1 pseudogene is annotated in these 513 nt (G+C 59.5%); it reads right to left on the reverse strand.

Going from position 1 to position 513, the window contains the following annotated elements:
- Positions 1 to 499, reverse strand: a pseudogene (locus tag HWN72_RS30810) (recombinase family protein); the annotation flags it as partial.
- Positions 500 to 513: the final 14 nt, after the last annotated feature.

Below are 513 nucleotides of genomic sequence, written 5' to 3' on the forward strand. Positions count from 1 at the left end.
CCGATACCGACATTCCCATATTTCCAGCTTTTGCGTGGCCACTCTTCGCATTCCGGTCGGCTGCCTGATGCTCGACCCAGCGCAGAATCGTGTTGAGCTCGCCGTGCAGCGTAGCGAAGATTTCTCCGCGCTCCGGGCCTGGTGTCAGGACGATCTTCTCGATGAGCTGGCGCAAGGCTTCGGAAGCGTCATGTCGCTCGTCAGGCTGATCCAGTGCGTCGTTGAGTGCGCTCACCTTTTGGGCATAGATGCCTGCTGCGCTGGGCAGGATGTCGGGCTTCGTATCCGGCTTGCCGCTCAGCAGCACGCTCAGTTCAGCCTTGCGAGCTTCCAGAGCCGTCATCTTGTCTTTCATGGAGGGATGGAACATCCCTTCCGTGATCGCATCGATGATCTGATCGATATCCTTCAGGACTTTCTTGAACTCTGCGTTCCAGGCGTCGCGCATCGAACGGCGCTCGCGGTTCAGCCGGTTGGTCTCTTCGGCGTAGGCCCGCATCGCTTCCGCCACGA

This window comes from Novosphingobium sp. HR1a, assembly GCF_015594425.1.
GTDB classification, from domain to species: domain Bacteria; phylum Pseudomonadota; class Alphaproteobacteria; order Sphingomonadales; family Sphingomonadaceae; genus Novosphingobium; species Novosphingobium resinovorum_A.